This is a genomic window from Candidatus Nitrotoga sp. M5, assembly GCF_927904885.1.
Lineage (GTDB): Bacteria > Pseudomonadota > Gammaproteobacteria > Burkholderiales > Gallionellaceae > Nitrotoga.
On the sequence record NZ_CAKMNW010000005.1, the window covers coordinates 73,703 to 96,997 of the forward strand.

At 51.0% G+C, this 23,295-nt stretch carries 18 protein-coding genes and 1 pseudogene; 12 read left to right on the top strand and 7 right to left on the bottom strand.

The annotated features are described in order from the left end of the window. Positions 1-79 precede the first annotated feature (79 nt). The 4 genes from MJ770_RS01965 to MJ770_RS01980 form a co-directional block, all read right to left on the bottom strand. Positions 80-922 (bottom strand): chlorite dismutase family protein, encoded by an 843-nt coding sequence (locus MJ770_RS01965; RefSeq protein WP_239249892.1) that lies wholly within the window; start codon positions 920-922, stop codon positions 80-82. Between the two features lie 360 nt (positions 923-1,282). Beyond that, the gene (gene msrA / locus MJ770_RS01970; protein WP_239249894.1) at positions 1,283-1,957 is read right to left on the bottom strand and encodes a peptide-methionine (S)-S-oxide reductase MsrA; all 675 of its coding nucleotides are present in this window, start codon (positions 1,955-1,957) and stop codon (positions 1,283-1,285) included. Positions 1,958-1,959: 2 nt separating this feature from the next. Continuing rightward, positions 1,960-2,484 carry a peptide-methionine (R)-S-oxide reductase MsrB gene (msrB, locus tag MJ770_RS01975; protein WP_239249896.1) on the bottom strand — a complete coding sequence of 175 codons (525 nt, stop codon included), beginning with the start codon at positions 2,482-2,484 and terminating at the stop codon, positions 1,960-1,962. A gap of 159 nt (positions 2,485-2,643) precedes the next feature. Further along, the gene (locus MJ770_RS01980; RefSeq protein WP_239249898.1) at positions 2,644-4,128 is read right to left on the bottom strand and encodes a hypothetical protein; all 1,485 of its coding nucleotides are present in this window, start codon (positions 4,126-4,128) and stop codon (positions 2,644-2,646) included. An 87-nt stretch (positions 4,129-4,215) separates the two neighbouring features. Here MJ770_RS01980 and MJ770_RS01985 point away from each other — a divergent pair, with 87 nt between their 5' ends. The 7 genes from MJ770_RS01985 (at position 4,216) to MJ770_RS02015 (ending at position 13,608) form a co-directional block, all read left to right on the top strand. Further along, positions 4,216-5,379, top strand: a complete 1,164-nt coding sequence (locus MJ770_RS01985; RefSeq protein WP_239249900.1) for a MalY/PatB family protein — start codon at positions 4,216-4,218, stop codon at positions 5,377-5,379. 534 nt (positions 5,380-5,913) lie between these two features. Then, a complete protein-coding gene (locus tag MJ770_RS01990) occupies positions 5,914-6,219 on the top strand; it encodes a P-II family nitrogen regulator (protein WP_239249902.1) in 306 nt (101 codons plus the stop codon). Between the two features lie 152 nt (positions 6,220-6,371). After that, complete coding sequence (locus MJ770_RS01995; RefSeq protein ID WP_239249904.1) at positions 6,372-6,722, top strand: hypothetical protein; 351 nt, start codon at positions 6,372-6,374, stop codon at positions 6,720-6,722. A 97-nt stretch (positions 6,723-6,819) separates the two neighbouring features. After that, positions 6,820-8,127 carry a TolC family protein gene (locus tag MJ770_RS02000; RefSeq protein ID WP_239249906.1) on the top strand — a complete coding sequence of 436 codons (1,308 nt, stop codon included), beginning with the start codon at positions 6,820-6,822 and terminating at the stop codon, positions 8,125-8,127. Positions 8,128-8,136: 9 nt separating this feature from the next. Continuing rightward, positions 8,137-9,729, top strand: coding sequence for an efflux RND transporter periplasmic adaptor subunit (locus MJ770_RS02005; protein ID WP_239249908.1), 1,593 nt, complete (start codon positions 8,137-8,139; stop codon positions 9,727-9,729). A gap of 18 nt (positions 9,730-9,747) precedes the next feature. Continuing rightward, positions 9,748-12,870: a CusA/CzcA family heavy metal efflux RND transporter gene (locus MJ770_RS02010; RefSeq protein ID WP_239249910.1), complete on the top strand. Its 3,123-nt coding sequence runs from the start codon at positions 9,748-9,750 to the stop codon at positions 12,868-12,870. Positions 12,871-13,029: 159 nt separating this feature from the next. Continuing rightward, complete coding sequence (locus MJ770_RS02015) at positions 13,030-13,608, top strand: aminotransferase class I/II-fold pyridoxal phosphate-dependent enzyme (protein ID WP_320412209.1); 579 nt, start codon at positions 13,030-13,032, stop codon at positions 13,606-13,608. 84 nt (positions 13,609-13,692) lie between these two features. On the opposite strand, the gene MJ770_RS02020 is transcribed toward MJ770_RS02015, so the two are convergent. Further along, positions 13,693-14,571 carry a dihydrodipicolinate synthase family protein gene (locus tag MJ770_RS02020; RefSeq protein WP_239249912.1) on the bottom strand — a complete coding sequence of 293 codons (879 nt, stop codon included), beginning with the start codon at positions 14,569-14,571 and terminating at the stop codon, positions 13,693-13,695. Between the two features lie 11 nt (positions 14,572-14,582). Then, positions 14,583-15,359 carry an aldolase gene (locus MJ770_RS02025; protein WP_239249914.1) on the bottom strand — a complete coding sequence of 259 codons (777 nt, stop codon included), beginning with the start codon at positions 15,357-15,359 and terminating at the stop codon, positions 14,583-14,585. Between the two features lie 126 nt (positions 15,360-15,485). Here MJ770_RS02025 and pdxR point away from each other — a divergent pair, with 126 nt between their 5' ends. The 4 genes and pseudogenes from pdxR to mutS all read left to right on the top strand — a co-directional run bounded on the left by pdxR (position 15,486) and on the right by mutS (position 21,613). Beyond that, on the top strand, positions 15,486-16,943 hold the full coding sequence (pdxR, locus tag MJ770_RS02030) for a MocR-like pyridoxine biosynthesis transcription factor PdxR (protein ID WP_239249916.1): 1,458 nt from the start codon (positions 15,486-15,488) through the stop codon (positions 16,941-16,943). A 598-nt stretch (positions 16,944-17,541) separates the two neighbouring features. After that, positions 17,542-17,880: pseudogene (locus MJ770_RS15545) on the top strand (DUF4238 domain-containing protein); the annotation flags it as partial. Between the two features lie 161 nt (positions 17,881-18,041). Further along, complete coding sequence (locus tag MJ770_RS15550) at positions 18,042-18,425, top strand: DUF4238 domain-containing protein (RefSeq protein WP_445083115.1); 384 nt, start codon at positions 18,042-18,044, stop codon at positions 18,423-18,425. A 542-nt stretch (positions 18,426-18,967) separates the two neighbouring features. Continuing rightward, a complete protein-coding gene (mutS, locus tag MJ770_RS02040) occupies positions 18,968-21,613 on the top strand; it encodes a DNA mismatch repair protein MutS (protein ID WP_239249920.1) in 2,646 nt (881 codons plus the stop codon). Positions 21,614-21,652: 39 nt separating this feature from the next. On the opposite strand, the gene MJ770_RS02045 is transcribed toward mutS, so the two are convergent. Continuing rightward, positions 21,653-22,459 carry an inositol monophosphatase family protein gene (locus tag MJ770_RS02045; RefSeq protein ID WP_239249922.1) on the bottom strand — a complete coding sequence of 269 codons (807 nt, stop codon included), beginning with the start codon at positions 22,457-22,459 and terminating at the stop codon, positions 21,653-21,655. A 14-nt stretch (positions 22,460-22,473) separates the two neighbouring features. On the opposite strand from MJ770_RS02045, the gene MJ770_RS02050 reads away from it, so the two are divergent. After that, on the top strand, positions 22,474-23,283 hold the full coding sequence (locus MJ770_RS02050) for an RNA methyltransferase (protein ID WP_239249924.1): 810 nt from the start codon (positions 22,474-22,476) through the stop codon (positions 23,281-23,283). Positions 23,284-23,295: the final 12 nt, after the last annotated feature.

Consider the following 23,295-nt stretch of genomic DNA (forward strand, 5'->3'; position numbering starts at 1 on the left):
TTAGCTGTTCGTCGCATATCATCTGGTTTTGTTATATCAGTGTATGCGCGGTCGCCTGTTATGTAAGCATTTCTGAATTTTATTCAGTAAGAGCTTTAATAACATCCTCAGGGCTGAGAATGGAACCAAGTGTGGTTGGGTTGCCCCAGCGTACATGGTAATTGTTCTCCGGTATCGTAGCGAGAGATGTTAATAACTTGTTGAATGCAAGCAGATCGTTTGTCTCAAAGTAGGTTATGAAATCGACATCGTCCAGCCCTGTAGAGTGATAGAGTTTACGCTTGATGTTGGTCAGATAGGCTAGTGTTGGTACGGTATGGGCCTCCATCTCCTTCAGCCGTTGCTCAAATGATAAAGTCCACCACGCTGCGCTTTTCTTTACCGGGATAACGATAGCGAAACGAGGCGCGTCGCCAATATAGGATGCTGCGTTAATGCTCGCATTGAGGTTGGGAGATTTTTCTTTTGTGATGTAATTCAATGGTTTCGTCACGCCTACCAGCGTATCGGAAACGACAGCATTTTTACCGATGGTTGTCGACCGAAATTCACGCATGAATGTCTGCGCCTTAGCGAGGTCATAAGCATGTATACGGACAAAAAAGTCGGAGTTGGTTTTAAGGCCGCGAGTCAGATAAAAGTCCACCAGCACAGCATCTTTATGCTTTTCGATCAAATTTGCTACTTCAGCAGCGCTACCCATTCGTTCATATGATGGTACCTTGTCCCACTCTGGCTTCAGTTTAAACATCGTAACTACGCCAAAAACACCTGGCTGGGTAAGAATCATGGAGCGTTCTATTGTTACTGCATCCATAGTCACTTGTTGTGCAACAACAGGCGCCGTTTGCATAGCCATGATCGCGGCAATGGTTCCCGCAACAAGGCTTACATGGAGGTTGCGAATTGACAAACGTCTCATAATATTTTTCCTTATGGAAGGGTTAAAAAGTCAAACAAGCATTGATTCTTAATGCAGTCGTGTCTGGTTAAATATGGTATGAGATTGAGTCTGTTTTGCACAGAACAATCACAGTACAAACGTTATCTGCGATTAGATTATCGAATTGAGTACTCATCACCAAATAATGTTACCTGTAACTAATTGTGCATTCCAGCACAACCATTACTGTTCGCGGTGAACTTGTCGAACCGCTAGTTCCGCGCTAATACTAACCATCGACAATCTCAGCCCGAACGGATTAGTTGAAATTAATGTACGGAACGATCTAGCAGGCTATTTTTCTCGTAATGCAAAACACTCATTGTAGTGAAAAAACCATCAGTTTTTTTTGTTCCAAACTTGTTTCAGGCGCGCATCTCGTCCACAGCGGTAACGATAGTATTTGTATCGAATCGGATTTTTGGTGTGAAAATCTTGGTGATACTCTTCCGCTGGATAGAATGTTGTAGCAGGTAAAAGGTCAGTCACAATCGGTTTGGTAAAGCGAGAAGAAGCTACCAGTGCTGCTATAGATGCTTCAACTTGCTGTCGTTGATCTGCATTGTGATAAAAAATTGCGCTACGGTATTGTGTGCCACTATCGCAAAATTGACGATTGGGCGTTAGCGGATCTATCGTCGGCCAGTATGCGGCAAGTAGTTTGGCGAAATTGGTCTTGGCAGGGTCAAAACGTATTTGTACTGCTTCAACATGCCCAGTGTTGCCGGCAGATACTTGTTTGTATGTCGGATTGATCACTGTGCCGCCGATATAACCTGATGTAGTGGATGTCACGCCAGGTATCTTGTCGAAATCTGATTCGGTGCACCAGAAGCAGCCACCCGCAAAGGTGGCGACGCCTACCGCTGGCTCAGCTCGCTCGTTGGAGGCTATGGACGACGTATTCTGTGCCTTTGATTGCCCACTGGCAGCAAATACGGCAAATATCAGCAAGGCAATATTAAGCGCATTGCGGGCTTGGTTATCAAAAATTGAGGGGTTAATTATTTTCATGATTAACTCCTTAGCGCTGGCAATGGTTCGTCCTTCGGGATAAATCGCAACGCTACGCCGTTATTGCACCAGCGTTCACCACGTGGTGGTGGCCCATCATTAAATACATGGCCTTGATGGCCGCCGCAGCGTGCGCAGTGATATTCAGTGCGGGGTAGAATCATTTTGAAATCCTGTTTTGTTCCCACGTGCCCCGCAATGGGCTGAGTAAAGCTGGGCCAGCCCGTACCGCTTTCAAATTTATGCGCACTTTCGAACAATGGCAGGTAACACGCTGCACAAATATAGTGGCCATCACGATGCTCACGATTGAGCTCGCTACTATTTCGTCGTTCGGTATCCTCTTCAAACAGCACCTTGTAGGCGTCAGTGGAGACTAAATCTCGCCACGAATTCTGTGGCTTATTCAGAGGCGTAATTGTGACAGTATCAATGGTATTAGTTGCCGTCCGGCCGCGAGAACAAGCTGAAACCAACGGAAGCACAGCCGCCATGGCGAGACTTTGTAGTAGGGTTCGTCGTTTCATGGAAATTCCTTTTGGAAGTTTCGACCTTATTTTCACATTTTCGTTCTCAACGCCCACACTAGCTGCAAGTGACTCTGCACAAACGGGCACTGTCAATTCGATCATCTGCCATCCGCGACTGCAGCGAGAAACAGACTGCGATTCAGTATAGCAATTTTTTCATGGCACCTTCGTAAATAGCGATTGAATGAGAAATGCATCGTCAAAATGGCGACGACCAACAAATGCGGTGGCGTGACGCCCCCACTGACGCATCGCACCCGGCGAGCGAATTCCCATGGGCCACAAAAGAAAACGCTCAGCACGTTCAGTGCCGACGATTAAGCCATGCATGCCAAACAGGCTGCGGTAACCGTCAGCCGTGGGCAGAGAACGCAATGCATCGTATTTTTCCCAGGCCATAGATTGTGCCGCAGACAGTAATTCGAGTGGTGATTCGTCGTGGTAGATTCTCTGAATAAAATGAGTACGGGGTGCAATGCGCAGCACCAGCGGTTGTTGTTCAGGTGCAGGTTGCGGCAGCAGTGGGGGTTCAAAATAGGAAGTGGGAAGATCATCGCGCAGACGCAAGTGATGGCTAGTGAAAAATTCGTGGTAGCAACCGCAATTGTGGATAACGTCATACAGCCAAGGTTCGCCATCTGGGCCTAAAGTCACTCGCCAGTTTATGCCGTCTAACTGTCCGGCATAAATGTCGTTGCCGGGGCGTGCTGGAAACCAGACAATATAATTGAGTTGCAACAGCACTTGATCATCGAAACGAGAGTGCGAGACCTTGCGATAGTGTGTCGGGCGCGTCACATCCACCATGGGCCCATTCTCCAAGCGTGGCATTCCAATATGATCATTGTTATCCATTACGTCCACTTCCCATACCGGGGCAAAGGTATCGAAGAGATGGTCGAGATCGGTGACCTTTGGCATAGGGATACCGAGTGGATCCAGTGAACGATGCAGAATTTCGCCAACCTGTGGGGTAGTAAGCGGTACACCGGACGGAGACGTCCAGCGCACCAGTTCACCCGTAACTGGCAACGCTGCCAGAGGGGTGGTGAAGGTGTTGTGTGTCTCAATATGCCAAGCTGATATTCTATTAGAAACGATTAGCGCGGTGAGCGGATAGAGGCCGAGTACTTGCCACCAGGTGACATAATCATCCGGAACGTGAGCGGCTTCGCGCAACATAGCGCGGCGCTCCGGCTGCGCAAGATCGGCGGCTAGCAAGCGTTCACGACAGCGGTTGAGTTCTTCATTTAATGTGCCGTTGCGATGATTTTTCATCGACGTGGGCAGATTACGTAACTCCAGCGCACGTGACTCTGCATCCAAATCTGCCATGTGTGTGGTCCATGCTGACCAGTGTTGCTGTGTGATCAGCTCGTCGCTGAACGAAGCAAGCAGACGTGTTGTACGTAAATAGGGAAAATCTCGAACCGGTGATGAACCGAAATCACGCACCCCCGCACCTTCGATGGCCGCGTCGACTTCTTCGTACAGCATCCGGCAGGTAGTCAAAACATCGCCTGTAGGTGTCGCCGGATGGGTTTTTACAGTGGCGCAGCTGGTAAGAAAAGATGTGGCAAACAATAGGATCAATTTTGCCATGGCCAGTGCAAAGCTGCGTGAATTTGTAATGCTATCCATGGCATATTTTTCCATAGAATTAAGTAGTGTGGAATATTGTACCGTTCGATACAATAGAATTTACTCGAAATGTCCAGGAGAAATTACTTGAGCAACAGCTTTGACCACGACATCAACCGAGCCGGTACCTCGAGTGTCAAATATGACGGGCGGAAAAGCATGTTTGGTACAGGCGAAGTCATCCCGATGTGGATAGCCGATATGGACTTTGCCGCCCCGCCAGCTGTGACCCGTGCCCTCGCCGAGCGCGCTGCCCATCCCGTGTATGGCTATACCCAATATCCGGACAGCCTGTACGAATCGTTGATAGATTGGCTTAGACGACGCCACGGTTGGGAGATAAAGCGCGAATGGATCATGATGTGCCCCGGCGTAGTGCCCTCGCTGCACGCCGCTATCATGGCTTTTACCGAGCCAGATGAATCGGTCATCGTGCAGCCGCCAGTGTATTTTCCATTTTTTTCGGCTGTCAAAAACACGGGTAGAACGCTGCTGCAAAACCCATTGCGCATAGAGAACGGTCACTATGTCATCGACTTCGACCACCTGGAACAATGTGCAGTTCAGGCACGTATTTTGTTGCTATGTTCACCGCACAACCCGGTTGGGAGGGTATGGCGCCAGCAGGAATTGCAGCGTCTCCTGCAAATCGCAAAAAAATACGATCTGCTCATACTTTCAGACGAAATCCATGCTGATTTGGTCTACCCCGGAAATAAACACACCACGCTGGCGACGCTGGCAGAGAATCCGGCCACCATCCTCACTGCCGTCGCACCCAGCAAAACATTCAATATCCCGGGGCTGAATCTTTCCTCACTCATCGTGCCGGATGCTAAGCATCGCGCGGTGATCACCCAGATATTTGACAGGATGCACATCAGTGCAACCAATCCCTTTAGTATCGTCGCTTTCGAAGCCGCCTACCGGGAAGGCGAGACATGGCTGGTCGAGTTACTGGCCTATCTGCGGGATACGCGAGATTACGTCGAGAATTATCTGGCCGCTCATCTCCCAAAAATCCGGCTTATCAAACCAGAGGGCACCTACCTGCTATGGCTTGATTGCCGTGCATTAGAGATGAGCAACGCGCAACTCAAGCATTTCTTCGTGCAGCAAGCCGGTGTAGGCATGAGCCCTGGCATTCTATTTGGTGAGGGCGGCAGCGGATTTATGCGCATGAATATCGGCGCACCTCGCCATACCATCGTGACCGCTCTTGAAAATATTAGGGAAGCGGAACTATTGTGATTTGCATAGGCGGGATTACTATCCATCCAAAACGATACATTTGTAATTTTTCGCATCCTTATTTCGCATCCTTATAAAGATTAAGGCTATGTCGCAGTTAGCTGTTGAATTTAGTTTGATAATTAACTAAACACTTATAAATCATATTGTTGCGCGTCTCTATGGTTATCGAAAAATCCTTCATAATTAAATGGTTACCAAAAATCGACAGCTAATTGCGACATAGCCAAGATTAAAGGGTTCAAGTCTTTATCTAAAGAGCTTTGACCCGAATGCCACTAAGTTAAGAGGCTTCAGCATAGCTAAAACAGGAACTTATTTTAGTTTTGGCGCGGGTTACACAATAGTCTAACCTTGCTGAAAAGGTTTAACTTAGTGGCATTCAGCTTTGACCCCTTTAGATTTCTTTAGATTCTTTCTATTGCCGCTGATGTATGAGTGGGTGGAGAACCGCCGCGAACGCAAACAAGCGAAGTAAATAAGCAGCGTCCGGTCTGGAAGGGTCGCACCCAATTGCTAAAAAGGAGAACCCACATGAAAGAAATCAAGGCTTATATCCATAACCACCGCATCGCCGATGTGATTCACGCCCTGAAGGAGTCGGGACAGTGCAATGCGAATGCAGGCACTGGCTGCCGCAACCTCAGCGTCATCCCGGTGCAAAGTCTGCTGAAGGCGGTAGACGCCAAGGAACAACACTATTCTATCGATTGGGCCGAGGCGGTCATCAACGAATCAAAGTTAGAACTGATTTGCGAGGATGGTCAGGTGGACGAACTGGTGGACATCATCGGAGGTGCCGCCCGCACTGGCCAAGCCGAGGCAGGTGGATTTGTGTGAGCGATATCATCCAGGCAATTTCGGTTGCGGGTCTGCCATGACATTCATAGATATCGGCGGAGTCAAAAACCAACTGCAATACTGCGCAATGCAACCTAAAGGTACCCACTTCATCATTGACAGGACAAGCCCACAGTAATATAGTGTCAGCCATGCGACGATTTATCTTGAGCCTTATGATGTGCTTGCTACCGCTCCAGATATCTTGGGCGGCGGTGGCTGAATATTGTGGGCACGAGCAGTCCAAAGCCGTACAGCACTTCGGCCATCACGATGATGAGCACAAAGCGTCTTCCGCAAAACCCGACCCAGACAAGCAGCCCGAGAAATTCAACCTCGGGCACGATCACTGTCATATGTCTGTCTTCCTGGGCCTCTTGAACGAGTCCGCTTTCCGCTCCCCCGCTCCACCCACACAGCCCTCGCTGCGAAGCAACGAAGCGGTTTATCCTTCCATCACTCAGAACAGACCCGAACGTCCCAAGTGGTCCGGTCTCGCCTAATACGGCGGGACGGATGCCACTTCTCAAGCTAGCACGCACTTTTTAGCCTGCGCGGTTCCGTTTCGCCGGATTCATCCTTGTTATTTTGGAGAATTCGATGCGAAGACGTCTATTGCCGCTTGGGTTGGCGGTGCTGTTATTCAATCCATCTTTTGCACAAACTGTCGATGCCGGACGTAATGGCGCTTATATAACGCGTGGTTTCCACGCTCCGCGTGCCGCCGAACCACAAGCTGCCTCGCTCACCCTGAAGACGGCACTGGAGCTAGCGCTTGGCGCCAACCCTGAGCTATCGGCCGCTGAGCGCGAGCTGCAGGCGGTTGAAGCCACTATCATTCAGGCAGGTGTCCGGCCCAATCCGCAAATATCGGCCTCGATCCAGGACACGCAGAGGTCGACGCGCACCACCACATTTCAACTGAAACAGCCTATCGAGCTTGGCGGCAAACGTACCGCTCGCATCGAAGCTGCCGAGCGTGGACGCGATGCCGCCTCAGCTGAGCTCGATGCCAAGCGGGCTGAAATCCGGGCCGCCGTGATGACGGCATTTTTCGATGCGTTGTCAGCGCAAGAGCGCTTTCGGCTCGTTCAGTCATCGGTCCTGCTCGCTCAACGTGCAACGACTGCTGCTTCACGGCGAGTGACTGCTGGAAAAGTTTCCCCAGTCGAAGAAACCAAAGCACGTGTGGCCGAGGCCGGGGTGCGGGTTGAATCGTTCCAAGTCGCCAGCGAGTTGAGCATTGCGCGCAAACGCTTGGCGGCTACCTGGGGCAGTCCGTCGCCCCGATTCGAGCGTGTAGAGGGCGCGCTTGAAACCTTGCCAACGCTGCCAGCGCTGGGGGAGCTGAACACACGCCTCGCCAATGCGCCCAGTCTTCTGCGAGCGCAACTCGAAGTCAATCGTCGTCAGGCTCTGGCCCAAGTAGAACGCACGCGCCGCATCCCCGATATGACCATCGGACTGGGCATAAACCGTAACGAAGAGATAGGGCGCAATCAAGCGATTTTCGGCATATCGATCCCGATTCCGGTATTCGACCGCAACCAGGGAAATTTGCTGGAAGCGCTGCGCCGCACCGATAAAGCGCGAGACGAATTAATTGCCACGGAAATGCGGCTAAGCAGCGAATTGGCGCAGGCCCATGGACGCCTGAATGCAGCACGACAGGAGGTCGATGCACTACAAAATGAAATCCTACCGGGCGCGCAAAGCGCCTACGACGCCGCGACCAAAGGCTTCGAGCTGGGGAAATTCAGCTTCCTCGAAGTATTGGATGCGCAGCGCACGCTGTTGCAAGCCAAATCCCAATATCTGCGCACGTTAACTGAAGGGCATCGAGCCGCTGCCGAGATTGAACGCGTGCTCGGCAATTCCTCATCCGTAACGCTCGCCGTCACTCCGTAGGAACCAAACATGAAAATCAATATGAACAAGAAGCAAACCCTTGCTGTTGCCGCGATTATCGCTGCCAGCATCCTGCTGGGCGGTCTCATCCTCGGTACGAACAAATCCATGCCGGAAGGTGAAGGACAGGATCCAGACACCCACGCGGAAGCAAAAGGCCACGCCGATGCCGAGCATCACGGCAGCGAAGTCACCGACAAACATGACGATTCCAAAGGCCATGCGGATGCGGAGCACCACGAACCCGCCTCGACCAAGGGTTCTCACGGCGGAAAATTATTCGTCAAGGGTGACTTTGGGCTGGAAATTCTGCTCTCGGAAGAGGGAGGTGAGCCGCGCTTCCAAGTCTATCTGCTCAATAAGGGTAAGGCACTCCCGCTAAACGCCGCCAAGGTGTCGGTGATGCTGATTCGACCGAATGGTGAGAAGCAAAACATCGGCTTTGCGGCGGAAAAAGATTTTCTGAAGAGCACCCAGCCCATCGAAGAGCCACATGTATTTGAGGCAACCGTGATTGCTCAAAATGGTAATCAGTCGTTCACGTTCTCTTTTTCAAATGAGGAAGGAAAAATAGAGCTGACCGATGCGCAGATCAAGGGGGCTGGCGTAACGATTGAGACCGCGGGTGCCGCTCGCATCAAGAGTGCGATGACCCTGCCGGGCGAAATTCGCTTCAATGAAGACAGAACGGCACACGTCGTCCCCCGCCTTGCCGGCGTGGTCGAAGGTATCTCGGCCAATCTCGGCCAGTGGGTCAAGAAAGGCCAGGTGTTGGCGGTGATTGCGAGCACAGATTTATCGGAGCACCGCAGTGAGTTGCTCGCCGCACAGAAACGCCTGTCATTGGCCAGGACGACATTCGAGCGAGAGAAGAAACTCTGGGAAGAGAAGATTTCGGCGGAGCAGGACTATCTGCAGGCCAGACAGGCGAAGAGTGAAGCAGAAATCGCCGTACACAACGCGCAACAGAAATTGAGTGCGATTGGGGCCAGTTCAAACGTATCAAGCAGGAGCGGTGCGCTTAACCGCTTCGAGATTCGTGCGCCGTTCAACGGCATGGTGGTCGAAAAGCATATCGCCCTGGGCGAATCGGTCAAGGAAGATGCGAGCATTTTCACTATTTCCGATTTGTCGACCGTGTGGGCCGAGATCATTGTGCCGGCGAAGGATATCAATGTCATCCGGGTTGGCGAGAAGGTCACGATCAGGGCCACGGCGTTTGAGTCCACGGCGTCCGGCGCCGTCTCTTATATCGGCGCATTGATCGGTGAGCAAACACGCACTGCCAATGCGCGCGTGACGCTGTCGAATCCGCAGATGGCCTGGCGTCCGGGGCTGTTCATCAATGTCGAGATCGTCTCCAAGGAAACCAGTGTACCGGTCGCCGTGTCGTTGGATGCCATCCAGAATGTCGACGAAAAGCCCACGATCTTTGTCCGCATGCCGGGGGGCTTCATCGCCCAACCCGTCACCACCGGCCTGTCCGACGGCAAGACTATTGAGGTCGTAAAAGGGCTTAAGTCGGGAACCGAATACGCCGCCGCCGGCAGCTTCACCATCAAGTCGGAGCTGGGTAAAAGCAGCGCCGAACACGCGCATTGATACAAAGGAACACACATCATGTTTGAACGTATCATTCGTTTAGCCATCGAGCATCGGTGGCTGGTACTCCTGGCCGTTTTCGGTATGGCTGCGGTCGGTGTCTTCAGTTACAAGGCGCTGCCCATCGATGCCGTCCCGGACATCACCAATGTCCAGGTACAGATTAATACGGCGGCGCCTGGCTATTCACCGCTGGAGACCGAGCAGCGCATTACCTATCCGATCGAGACCGTCATGTCGGGTCTGCCCGATCTGCAGGAGACCCGCTCACTGTCGCGCTATGGCCTCTCACAGGTGACGGTGATCTTCAAAGACGGCACCGATATCTATTTTGCTCGGCAGCTGGTTAATCAACGCATCCAGGAAGCCAGAGATAAACTGCCACCCGGCGTAACCCCGGCGATGGGACCTGTCTCGACCGGCCTGGGTGAAATCTACCTCTGGACTGTCGAAGCTGAAGAAGGTGCGAAGAAGCCGGATGGATCGGCTTATATGCCGACGGATTTACGCGAGATTCAGGACTGGATCATCAAGCCGCAGCTGCGCAACGTGCCGGGCGTGACCGAGATCAATTCCATCGGCGGCTTCGCCAAGCAGTATCAGGTCGCGCCCATTCCGGAGAAACTCGCGTCCTACGGCCTGACGTTGCAAGACATCGTGACAGCACTCGATCGCAACAACAATAACGTGGGTGCAGGCTACATCGAGAAGCGAGGTGAGCAGTATCTCGTCCGTGCGCCGGGGCAGGTCAATTCAATTGAGGATATCGAGAACATCATCCTCGACAATACACAGGGTGTGCCTATCCGCATACGCGATGTCGGCGAGGTCGGCATTGGTCGCGAACTGCGTTCCGGCGCTGCCACCGAAAACGGTCGAGAAGTTGTACTGGGCACAGTTTTCATGTTGATCGGCCAGAACAGTCGCACCGTCTCGCAGGCGGTCGCCATAAAAATGGAAAAGATCAACCGCACACTTCCTGAAGGCGTTCAAGCTGTCACCGTCTACGACCGGACGGTGCTGGTCGATAAAGCAATCAACACGGTCAAGAAAAACTTAACCGAGGGCGCGATCCTTGTGATCGTGATTCTGTTTCTGTTCCTCGGCAACATCCGTGCGGCCATCATCACGGCGATGGTGATTCCGCTGGCCATGCTGTTCACCTTCACCGGAATGGTGACCTACAAGGTGAGTGCGAACCTGATGAGTTTGGGTGCGCTCGACTTCGGCATCATCATCGATGGCGCAGTGGTGATCGTGGAGAACTGCGTACGGCGGCTCGCCCATGCCCAAACTCACCACGGCCGTCCGCTTACCCGTACGGAGCGCTTTCATGAAGTTTTTGCCGCCTCGAAAGAGGCACGCCGGCCGCTGCTGTTCGGCCAGCTCATTATCATGGTCGTGTATCTGCCGATCTTCGCCCTGAGCGGTGTGGAAGGAAAGATGTTCCACCCGATGGCTTTGACTGTGGTGATGGCCCTGGTGGGGGCAATGATCCTTTCGATCACGTTTATACCTGCAGCCGTGGCACTCTTCATTGGCAACAAGGTTGCCGAGAAGGAAAACATTCTGATGCGGCAGGCCAAGCGCGCCTATGCGCCGATGCTGGACAAGGTCATGGTCAACAAGCCCGTGGTATTGACGTTGGCAATTGTCATGGTGCTTCTGTCTGGACTCCTGGCAACGCGCATGGGCAGCGAGTTTGTACCGAGTCTGAATGAGGGTGACTTTGCGATTCAGGCGCTACGTGTGCCTGGCACCAGTTTGACGCAGTCCGTCGCCATGCAGCAGCAGATTGAGCGTGCACTCATACAGCAGTTTCCGGAAATTGAACGGATATTTGCGCGCACGGGTACCGCTGAAATCGCCTCCGACGTGATGCCGCCTAGTATTTCGGACGGCTACATCATGCTCAAGCCACTGGATCAGTGGCCAGAACCGAAAAAAACGCGTGATGAATTGTTGGCCTCCATACAGGAGGCGGCGAACAAACTTCCTGGCAACAACTACGAGTTCTCCCAACCGATCCAGCTGCGCTTCAATGAGTTGATCTCAGGTGTACGTAGCGACGTCGCGGTCAAGGTGTTCGGCGACGATATGGATGTACTCAATGATACCGCAATAAAAATAGCCGCTGTGATGGAGCAGATTCCAGGTGCATCAGAGGTAAAAGTAGAGCAGACCACCGGCCTGCCCATGTTGACCGTCAATATTGACCGCGACAAAACTGCACGTTACGGCTTGAATGTGGGCGATGTGCAGGATGCAGTGGCCACTGCGATTGGCGGCAAGGAGGCGGGCACCCTGTTTCAGGGCGACCGTCGCTTCGACATCATCGTTCGTCTGCCGGAATATTTGCGTTCCGATCTGGAGGCGATCAAACGCTTACCGCTTGCACTACCACGGGCACAGGGCGGCGACAGTCAAAAGACCTATATTCCGCTCGCAGAGGTCGCAAGCCTTGACTTGGCTCCCGGGCCAAACCAGGTGAGCCGGGAAAATGGCAAACGCCGAATCGTCGTGAGTTCTAACGTTCGTGGTCGGGACATTGGATCGTTTGTGTCAGAAGCCGAACAGCAGCTTCAGCAGAAAATAAAGATACCTGCAGGCTACTGGACAACCTGGGGCGGACAATTCGAGCAGTTGCTGTCGGCCACGAAGCGTCTGCAAGTCGTAGTGCCCGTCGCGTTGCTGCTGGTCTTTGTGCTGCTCTTCATGATGTTTGGCAACGTTAAAGATGGACTGCTGGTCTTTAGCGGCATCCCCTTTGCGCTGACGGGCGGTTTGGTTGCACTCTGGCTGCGCGATATTCCGATGTCGATCTCGGCGGCAGTGGGCTTTATCGCGCTCTCGGGTGTGGCAGTGCTCAATGGCCTGGTGATGATCTCCTACATCCGCAGCCTGCGCGAAGGAGGCATGTCACTGGACAAGGCGATTCGCGAGGGGGCGTTGACGCGGCTGCGCCCGGTACTGATGACGGCGCTGGTGGCATCGTTTGGCTTTGTGCCGATGGCGATTGCCGTTGGTACGGGCGCTGAAGTCCAGCGTCCGCTGGCGACCGTGGTGATCGGTGGCATTCTCTCCTCGACTGCACTGACGCTTCTCGTACTGCCGATTCTGTATCGACTGACACATCGATGAGATGAAGATGAGGAAGACTTTACGGCCGACTTTGCCCCCTTCCTGCAAAGACGTAACGATTGCCAAAGCACTGTAACGGTAAGTAGGGGGCATTTTTCAAAGCAAAGAGAAAGTTGCGGGACCGATTTATGCAATCCCCGCACTTCACCACTTGCCAGGCTGTCAGATGAAACTCATGCTGATTTAGTCTACCTCGGAAATAAACACACTACGCTTGCGACGCTGGCAGATAACCCCGCCAACGTTCTCACTGCCATCGCACCCAGTAAAACATTCAATATCCCTGGACTGAATCTTTCTACACTCATCGTGCCTGATCCTAAGCATCGTGCGGCTATCACCCAGATATTTGACAGGATTCACATCAGCGCATCCAATCCGTTTAGTGTCGTCGCTTTTGAAGCGGCTTACCGAGAAAGCGAGACATGGCTGGACGAGTTACTACTTTATCTAAGGGATACGCGAGATTACGTCGAGAACTATGTAACCGAACATTTCCCGAAAATCCGGCTTATCAAACCAGAGGGCACCTACCTGCTATGGCTTGATTGCCGAGCACTAGAGATGAGCGACTCACAACTCAAGCATTTTTTCGTGCATAAAGCCGGTGTAGGCATGAGTCCTGGAACAATATTTGGCGAAGGCGGCAGCGGAGTCATGCGCATGAATATCGGCGCACCTCGCCATACTATTGTGGCCGCACTTGAAAAAATAAAAAACGCTGAACGTGATTTATAGCGAAAAAAGCACCTGATACTTGTTCAAAGTATCAGGTGCTTTAGTCTCCCTGAAAAACAACGTAAGTATTTGCTAGCTACGCCGTTAGCTTACTTTTGTCATCAAAGACTGTAGCAATGCTATTTCCTCAGGTTGTGAGCCGCGCAATGGTTTACGTGGCACGCCTGCATCAATGCCTCTTAGTTTCAATCCAGCCTTGATTGCCCGAGGGATGTTGCCAGAAACAATAAAGCGCAACATGGGAAGTTGCTGATAAAAAATAGTTTGAGCAGCAGCAAGATTTCCCTTGGCAACATTCTCATAAAGATTTTTAGGTTGCCGATCTAACAGGTTGGGAGCTGCCGTACACCAACCACTGGCACCTGCACAAAGTGCTTCCAGCGCAAGCGGGTTGCTGCCGTTAAAGAAAGGCAACTCACCGTTGCTTAGTTCAAATAATTTGTGCATACGCTGAATATCACCCGTGCTTTCCTTCACCATGGTTACGTTGTCTATTTCATTAAACATTTTTACCAGCAGCTCAGGCGATATATCGACACCACCAGTCGCCGGATTGTTGTAAACCATAATAGGTATTGAAATATTATTTGAAATTTCCTGATAATAATCAAAAATTTCCTGGTCAGTCAGTTTCCAGTAAGACACAGGTATCACCATTACCGCATCAGCACCAATAGACTCAGCATACTTTGCTTTTTTCACTGCCTGCGATGTGGTGATCTCTGAAATACCGACAATCACGGGAACACGTTTAGATACAGCGTCTACAGTAAAGGCCGCAACTTTTTCCCATTCCTCCTGATTGAGGTAAGCGCTCTCGCCAGTGCTCCCTAAAGGGGCAATTGCATCGCTGCCTGCATCAATCAATTGTTCCAGGCAGCTCGCTAAAACAGCGAAGTCGATGCGCTCTCCACAAGCGCTAAAAGGGGTAATGGGGTATGCAATAATACCTGTCAGTTTCATGAATAAGCTCCTTAGATACAGTCGGGGTGATTTTTTAGTGCCTGTCTTGCGTAGTAGGCGAAATTAACTTTGTTGCGTCGATCCGTCGAAACCCAGTCATGAGCTTCTCTGGCCACCTCGGGTGATAGTGGTTTTATGTCACCTGCTGACATGGCAAGTAATTGCAGTTTTGCAGCGCGTTCAATCAATATGGCTAGATTGCAGGCCTCTTCAATGGTCTCGCCCACGACGAGTTGACCGTGATGTGCCAGTAATATGGAGCGCTTGTCACCCAGTGCTTTGGAGATAGTGATTCCTTCTTCATTGCCAACAGGAACGCCTGGCCAATCCTTGAGAAATGCACAATCTTCGTAGAGACCTGTCGTATCCATATGAGACACGATTAACGGTACTTCCAGCATCGATAGTGCCGCAATATGGGTAGGGTGCGTGTGAACAATGCAATTCACATCGGGGCGCTCTTTATATACCCAGGTGTGGAAACGATTAGCCGGGTTAGCCATTCCTTCTCCGTCGAGCGGTTGTAAATCTTGATCAACTGTCAACAGGTTATTGGCTGTTATCTCATCAAAACCCAAACCTAAACGTTGTGTAATAAACGTATTTCTGTCTGCTCCTCGGCAACTGATTTGTCCTGCCAGGCCCGAGTCGTGGCCTTTGTCATAAAGAGTTCGGCAGGTTAATGCCAATTTTTGCTTATCACTCAGATCGCTATCTTTAAATAAATCATCCATGCGATCTTGTGCTGTTTGCATGAGCGCTTGTTTACTCTGACTTTCTGACTTCATTACTTTTCTCCTCTATTTGCCCGTTTGACGAGGTGTAGGCATAATATGAAAATATTGGACCATGCAAAACATCCAGTTTAAATTTTTTTAATGGTCCAGAAGTTTTAACAAACACATGAGCATTACATGAAGCAACCTTGGGAAATTAATGTCTGGCTGGAAGACCGTGAAGAGAGTTCATTTCATGCAAAATTCGTTAACCAGCTCACCAACGATATACAAACCGGTCGACTAAAGCCGGGTATGGCAATGCCCGGGTCTCGTTCAATGGCCCAACGGCTGGGGGTGAACAGGAAGACTGTGCAGCTCGCTTATGAAGAGCTGGAATCTCAAGGTTGGCTTTACGCCAGCCCCAGACGGGGGACATTTGTAGCCGATGTCTTGCCGGAGCAAAGCTTGACTGATGGAAATCGAAAACTACTCAATATCGATAAGGGTGCTTATCTCTCCGGAAGCCTGGTATCTGAACTCTACCGAAATTCGCTCACTGAAAATCATAATGGTATCGGTGCCAACGACGGCGTGCCCGACCCGCGACTCATTCCCCACGAATTGCTTTCAAAAGCCTATCGCCGCGCCATTATCCAATCAACGCGAAAAGGGGAGCTGGGCTATGGTGACCCACGCGGAGTTGAAAGCCTTCGCCGCTCAATCATGGATATGCTCGCGATGGATCGTTTCATGAACCCAAGCCTGGAAGAGATTTGCGTAGTTCGCGGAAGTCAGATGGGTATTTACCTGGCATCGAGAGTACTCAACCCTCAAGATGGCGTGATTGTTTGTGAAGAACTTAGCTACCCGCCAGCTGTGGCTGCATTTGAGTCGAATGGTTTTCAGGTAGTGAGATGCGCTTTGGATCTTCACGGTTTAAATACTGATGCTTTACGAGCCATTATCCAGCAACACAAAGTTGCGGCTGTTTACACTACGCCACATCACCAATACCCCACCACGGTTTCCATGAGTATGGAACGGCGACTGATGCTATTGGCTCTGTCTAATGAATACCGGTTCTGGATTCTTGAGGATGATTACGACCATGAGTTTCACTATGAGAGCAGGCCCATCCCTCCGCTATCGAGTCTGAATGGAGCTGACAATGTCGTCCATATTGGCTCCATGTCCAAGGTTTTTTCACCAGCGCTTCGGCTCGGTTATATCGCTGCCGATAAACGCTTTATCGATTTGGTCGCCAAGGAGATCCTGTTAATTGATCGACAGGGAAACACGATTACAGAACTGGCCGTATCTTACCTGATGGAATCCGGTGACGTGAAAAGGCATATTCGAAAAATGCGCAGGAAGTATCAATTACGGCGCGACTTCGCTATGTGCGAATTTCACCGTGTATTTGGCGACGACGTTGTTATTGAAAAACCAGCAGGAGGAATGGCATTATGGATTGATTTACAGAAAATAACGCACGAAAAAAATGCTGCTCGATTCAGCCACCCGGACTTCCATTTTAATAAGCTATTCAATACTGAGAAAAATAATTTAACGCATATCCGGTTTGGCTTTGGTGCCCTGGAAAAAAAGGAAATAACCGCATCAATAGAGCAACTCGCAAAAATGTTGTCGTAAGTTAGCCCAACGAATTAACTGGAGTATCAGCTAATGCTCTACGAACTGTACGATAGTTTTTGGGCCAATAGTGGCTGTAGGTGGTTTTCTCTCTTAAAATATTACCTGACTGTTCGGCTAGAGCGCTTGAAGGAGCATTTGATCTGTTCAGTATATTGATTTTATTTAACTTATTTATTTTGGTCGAACAGTATTGAGCCCCGACCTCTTTCTTTTCAAAGTAGTCATTCGCTGCTTCATGTTTTCTTTACTCGTAGGTACGGAACGATATGCGCTACCGTAATCAACCAGCCCCATAAAAGAATGATTCAGGGGCGCCTCTAAAATTTCAAGTTTTTAAGCAAGACAAGGCACGAGTAAAAGATTTGAGCGCAGCATATATTTGATATGTACGCGATAATTTTTTCAAGTAACGACGTATCGTGACGAAAATTGGGTTTTTAGAGATGCCCTCAGATAAACTCCCAGCTTATCTGAATTTAAGAATACCGGTTTATGTCAAAGTCAGGCAAGTCGCATACGCATAAGAAGCAGCATTTCGTAGCCCAGTGCTACACCAAGGCGTGGCACAGATCCTTCTGTCTCAGCAAGCTCGACTATGAAGCCATATGTCTGGGTGTTTGACCGCGACGGAGCCAACCCTCGACGCAAAGCGCCCGTCAATCTCTTCACCGAGACGGACATTTACACGATTAAGTGTGCAGACGGCGAGCGTGACCTACGGCTTGAACACGGCTTTTCAGAGCTAGAAGACAAGTTCACACGCATTCGCAACTCTAAGTTCAAGCGGCACGAATGGCCTGACGCCGAGCAAATAGTTTGCTTATTAGCATTCGTCGCCACAGCACAAGCTAGGACAGCCGCTTTTCGTGACCATCATCGCCAGCAATGGAGCGGCACTCGAAAGCGCATGGAAGAGATGCAAGCTGCCTATAAGAGCGCATCGCCGGCAAAAAAGGCGACGATGGAACTCATGGGAAGCCCGAACTCAGAGTCAAGCAAAGTTATAACGCTTGACGATGTTCGTGTCCTCGAAAAGTACCCGATCCAACAAATGATCGGAATGATCTTGCAATCCGTATACCTATTTTCCAGCGCATGCATGTTGCGGTGCTTTGCGCTGCTGATCCGATTGGCTTTGTCACATCCGACCATCCTTGCACATGGTTTGATCCGGAGAGCTACAAATTGCCGCCAATTTACAGAGGCCCCGGACTTGGCTCCTGCACAATCGAAGTCACATTTCCCATCTCGCCTAGCCAGTGCTTAATCATCACCCACAATTCCCAATGGCAAGGCTACATTGATGTTCAGGAAGAAGTGGTCAATGAGCTCAATTGCCGTCACATTGCCCACTGCAATAAAACTTTCATCTCGTGCAGTCCTCAAACACTTCCCATCTGGTTTGAACAGCGCACCATGCCTGACGATGCATGGGAAAAAGTTAGAGAACAGAAGATGAAATCAGGAGAATGGGGCTAAATAGAAATGCTGTGATCAATTTAAGGTTGCGAATATGTACGTCTGAGCCATGCCTCTCCAATCATGCTCACCTTGAAAGCGCTCAAGTTAGATTGGGGTTTTTAGTCCGGCAGCATGGTTATAATTTATCAGGTTATCGAATTGTCGTTTGACAGCAATACTCATCATGTTCCAGCTTGTCATAAATATGCGGCAGTGCTTTACAAGCCACTTGTGACCTCGGCGAAGTTTACGAAGCACTACCTAGACGCTGAATTTGTAGAGGTTTTCAACCCGTAGCCATCATTGCATGAACTATATCGGCAACTAATTCAGCGCGTTCTTGATATCATTTATGTTTGGCGAAATTGCCAACCATGGGCATGATTGATTTGCCATGAACCTTGCGTAGGATGATGTAAATATTATTGCGCCAAACCTTCACCTCGAAGTCTAGCCGTGAGTTGTGGCTGCTGTCTCATAAAATGTAACCCTTGCAAGAAGGGCCTTTGCTAAAACATGTGAAGGAACAACAGGGCTGCGAAAAGTAAAAAAATCATTCAATGAAAATCGAACAAAAACATACTGATAAATCGCTGCCTGCCAGCGGTGCCACCTTGAAGCACACCCCCATGATGCAACAATACCTGCGCATCAAGGCAGAGTATCCCGACATGCTACTTTTCTACCGCATGGGAGATTTTTATGAGTTATTCCATGAGGATGCAGCTCGTGCTGCCAAGCTGCTCGACATTACGCTCACTCAGCGTGGTGCGTCCAATGGCCAGCCGATCAAAATGGCGGGCGTGCCTTACCATGCCGCCGAGCAATATTTGGCGAGGCTGGTAAAGCTGGGCGAATCGATTGCCATATGCGAACAGGTCGGCGATCCCGCCACCAGCAAGGGGCCGGTAGAGCGCAAGGTGATGCGTATCGTTACCCCCGGCACACTCACTGATTCCGCATTGTTGGATGAAAAAAAAGACAGCCTGTTGCTGGCGCTGCAAGAGCGCGCTGGCAAGGTGGGGCTGGCTTGGATGAATCTGGCTTCAGGCAAATTTTTCGTCAGCGAAATTGATGCGCACAATTTGCCTGCCGAACTGGAACGCTTGCAGTTTTCAGAAATCCTGCTGGCCGAAAATGCTAATCAGCCGACACTCTGCAAAGTAGCCATCAAGACTTTGCCCGTTTGGAATTTTGATCTGGAAGCCGCTCGGCGCACACTGTGCCAGCAGTTTGCCACGCACGACCTGAGTGGTTTCGGGTGTGACAATTTTACGCTTGGCTTGGAAGCGGCGGGCGCGCTGCTCGGCTATGCCAAGCTTACACAGGGGCAAGGTATCAGTCATGTGCACGCCATTCAGGTTTATGCTGCCGAGAATTTCGTGCGTCTGGACGCCGCCACGCGGCGCAATCTGGAAATCACCCAGACCTTGCGCGGCGAGCCTGCCCCCACCCTGCTTTCTTTGCTGGATACCTGCGCCAGTAATATGGGCAGCCGTTTGCTTAACCACTGGCTTCATCATCCGCTGCGCGAGCGCATCACTCTGCATGCACGACTGGATGCGGTTGATAAATTACAGGGATCTGCTATTCCGCAAACGGAAGAAGGGGAGCGGAGCTTCAGCAGCAGGCAGGCAATGTATCAAGCTGTTCACGAACAGCTCAAACCCTGTGTAGATGTAGAACGCATCACTGCACGCATCGCGCTGCGCAGTGCACGTCCACGCGATTTATCCGGTTTGCGTGACACGCTCACGCAACTGCCTCAATTGCATGCCGTATTAACCAGCGCTAATGCTTCAAGATTGATTGGCGATTTGGCCGCCGCCATGCAGCCGGATGCCGAACTCATCGCGCTGTTGCAACGTACGCTGCGAGCGGAGCCATCCAGCATGTTGCGCGAAGGTGGCGTTATCGCTGATGGCTATGATGCGGATCTCGATGAATTGCGTGGCATCCAGACTAATTGCGGCGAATTCCTGCTGCAACTGGAAGCACGCGAACGCGCGCGCAGCGGCATCGCGACCCTTAAAGTCGAATATAACCGTGTGCATGGTTTTTATATCGAGGTGTCGCTCGCACAGTCCACCAAAGTGCCGGACGATTACCGCCGTCGCCAGACCTTGAAAAATGCCGAACGCTATATCACGCCGGAACTCAAAGCCTTCGAAGACAAAGCTTTGTCTGCCAACGACCGTGCGTTGGCTCGCGAGAAGCTGCTCTACGAGCAATTGCTGGATCAGCTTGTGTCCTACATTGTGCCGTTGCAATGTATCGCCGCCGCCATCGCCGAGCTGGATGTGCTGGCCACCTTCGCCGAACGCGCTTCAGCATTGAATTTCTGCGCGCCAACATTCAGCGAAGAATCTATAGTGCACATCCGTGGCGGTCGTCACCCAGTGGTGGAAGCACAGGTTGAGCAATTCATCGCTAACGACACTGAATTGGATGGCGCGCGCAAGGTGTTGCTTGTCACCGGTCCTAACATGGGCGGTAAATCCACCTATATGCGCCAAGTTGCGCTGATAACATTGCTCGCGCACTGCGGTAGTTTTGTTCCGGCAGACGAGGTCGTGTTGGGCGAAATTGACCAGATTTTTACGCGCATCGGTGCTTCGGATGATCTCGCCAGCGGCCGTTCCACCTTCATGGTAGAGATGACGGAAGCGGCCAACATCCTGCACAACGCGACCGAGAATAGTTTGGTTTTAGTAGATGAAATCGGACGCGGCACCTCCACCTTCGATGGCTTGGCGCTGGCCTATGCCATCGCCCGTCATTTGCTGGAAGAGAATCGCAGCCACACCCTGTTTGCCACCCATTACTTCGAATTGACCCGACTTGCCGATGAGTATAGTCAGCTTGCCAACGTTCATCTTGCCGCCATTGAGCACAAGAACAGCATTGTATTTTTGCACAGCGTGAGCGAAGGCGCGGCTAACCAGAGCTACGGTTTACAGGTGGCCGCCCTTGCAGGGGTGCCGAGGAGTGTCATTAAAATCGCGCGAAAGCAATTGCAAACACTGGAACAGAATAGCGCGTCACAACATCCGCAGGGTGATTTGTTCAGCGTTGTGCCGGACTTGCCCGAACTGCCGGAGCTGCCAGAGCACCCGGCGTTGATTTCATTGCGTGGTATTACGCCTGATGAACTTAGTCCGAGAGAAGCGCTGGAAAAATTGTATCAGTTGAAGAAATTGATTTGATTCTCAAATTCTTCAAGTCCGATAAACTTCTAAAGTTGTTTATGAATTACTGGATTTCAGCTCCTCAGTCAGATGAGGCGCAATTACCTGCAGCATTTGCGCGAATACCTTGGGGTTAGCTGCACAAATATTGCCGCTTTTGAGGAAGGTTTCGTTGCCTTGCATATCACCGACCAAGCCGCCCGCTTCTGTAACCAGCAAACACCCTGCGGCAATGTCCCAAGATTTCAGGCCAAGTTCAAAAAAACCATCGTAGCGCCCGGCTGCAGTGTAGGCGAGATCAAGTGCGGCAGAGCCAGGCCGACGCAGGCCGGAGGTCTTTTGCATCATGTCGCGCAGGATGTTCATATAGGCATCCAAAGATTCAAACTTGGTGTAAGGGAATCCTGTGCCAAGCAGGCAGTCGGCCAGTTGGATCCTCTTACTTACGCGCAGGCGACGGTCATTGAGATAAGCACCGCAGCCACGCGTGGCAGTGAACAGGTCGTTTTTGGTTGGGTCATAAATGACTGCCTGGGTCAATACGCCATTGTGTTGCAATGCAATGGACACGGCGTATTGTTGAAAACCATGCAAGAAATTAGTAGTGCCATCGAGCGGGTCGATGATCCAAAGATATTCTGACTCGCCTTGGGCACCGCTCTCTTCTGCTAGAATTGCGTGTTTTGGGTAGGCATCCAGTAGGGTGGTAATGATGGCCTGCTCGGCTGCGCGATCCACCTCGCTGACATAATCGGAGTGAGATTTTTTGGTGACAGTGAGATGGTCAAGATTATTGGCTGCGCGATGGATTAAATTACCGGCGCGACGTGCGGCTTTCACCGCGATGGTGAGCATGGGATGCATAACGAACCTTTTTAATGAGCAGTCGGATTGTTCCGATTGCGTATTTTAGTGTGAATTACACTTTGGATAAACCAGATACTTTAAATAATGTACGAGTGGTACTTAGTAATACCTCTCATCCAGGTAATATTGGTGCGGCTGCACGCGCGATGAAGACCATGGGGCTGCAGAATTTGTATTTGATTAATCCGAGACGTTTCCCTGACCAACAAGCGGATGCGATGGCGGCCAGCGCGGCAGATGTGCTGCAAAACGCGGTTGTGTGTGGCTCGCTGGACGAGGCGTTGCAAGGCGCGGTCTTGGTGGCGGGAATGTCGGCACGTGTCAGGGACATTTCGCAAGAGGTGCTCACGCCGCGCGAGGCGATGCCACAAATGGTGCAACAGGCAACGCAGCAGCCTGTGGCACTTCTATTCGGCACTGAAATATCTGGTTTGACCAATGATGAGTTAGCGCGTTGCCACTTCATGGTGCGCATTCCGGTCAGCCCGTCTTATACGTCGCTTAACCTGGCTGCCGCGGTGCAACTGATATGTTATGAACTGCGTCTGGCTGCAGGGCAGGACGAATATGTCCCACCCGAACTGAGTCCGGCACCAGCAGAACAGGTAGAAAGATATTTCCGGCACTTGGAAGATACGCTTATCGAGATTGGTTTTTTACGAGAAAAGCAATCAACCAAGCTGATGCAAAAGTTACGCCGTTTGTATGCGCGTGCACGGTTGGAGCATGAAGAAGTTAATATTCTACGTGGCATTCTGACTGTCACGACTGAATACAATACGCAACAAAAACTCGAAGATCAAAAAAAATTGAGTGAGTGAATTTAGGTGCCC